This is a genomic window from Bradyrhizobium sp. SRL28 (genome assembly GCF_018596315.1).
Taxonomy (GTDB): domain Bacteria; phylum Pseudomonadota; class Alphaproteobacteria; order Rhizobiales; family Xanthobacteraceae; genus Bradyrhizobium.
In genome coordinates this window covers 1-1,056 of sequence record NZ_JAHEAG010000168.1, presented here as the reverse complement: position 1 = coordinate 1,056, position 1,056 = coordinate 1, and the positions used below count along the sequence as shown (strand labels likewise).

Annotated in this window: 1 protein-coding gene; it reads right to left on the bottom strand. The window is 58.1% G+C overall.

Annotated elements, in window-relative coordinates; all coding sequences use genetic code 11:
* Positions 1-1,056 (bottom strand): amino acid adenylation domain-containing protein (locus KIP88_RS45820; protein WP_214494622.1); only part of this gene is annotated, 1,056 nt, incomplete at both ends.

Below are 1,056 nucleotides of genomic sequence, written 5' to 3'. Positions count from 1 at the left end.
GAACTCCAGATTGCCGTCCGGCAGATAGCGCGCCAGGTCGCCGGTCCGGTACAGCCGATCGCCGTCCACAAAGGGACTGGCGATGAACCGCTCCGCGGTCAGCTCGGCACGGTTCAGATAGCCACGCGCAACCCCCGCCCCGCCAACGTAAAGCTCCCCCACCGCCCCCAACGGCACAGGCGCGCCATGGCCGTCCAGCAGATACACCCGCGTGTTGGCAATCGGACGGCCGATCGGAAGACGGCGGAACGTCTCATCAATCGCGGTGATCTCGCACACTGTCGCAAAGGTCGTCGTCTCGGTCGGACCGTAGCAGTGAATGAGACGCACAGGGCCTTCTTCTCTCAGCAATCTCAGAAATGAGGGAAGATCATTGCGCTCGCCTCCACAGAGGAGGTACTTAAGTTGTGCTAACGTTGGGGCAATCGACGATGTATACTGTTTGAATAACACTGTTGTAAGAAAAAGTGATGTCACCCTTTGCTGTTTAAGTGCCCTGGCAAAACGTGAAGGATTTATGACGGTGATGGCATCCATTGCGATAATGCAGCCACCGTTAAGCAGCGGCGCCCACACTTCAAATGTGCTCGCGTCGAAGGCGGGATTACCCGCCCACGCCACACGATCTCCAGCATCGATCTTCGCATATCCATTGTTGATGACGAGCCGGTTCACGGCACGGTGAGGTACAACAACTCCCTTCGGAAGGCCGGTCGAGCCAGACGTGTACATCACGTAAGCGGCAGCCTCGGCGCTCAATGCTAGGTCAGGATCTCTGCTACATCCTGTTCCAGCCATTAGCGGCTCAATAGCCAGAACAGGGACCGTCCCCTTAACCAGATCGTCATCGTCACTCATGCAAAGCAAAAGGCGCGCAGCACAATCGGCCATCAACCATTCTTGTCGCACAGATGGAAGAGCGGGATCGATCGGCACATACACTCCGCCCGCCTTCAGGATCGCCAGCTGTGCCACCACGAGGGCGATGGAGCGGTCCAGCACTGTCGCAATGTGATCCCCCGGCTTCACACCGAGCGCGATCAGATGATGCGCCAG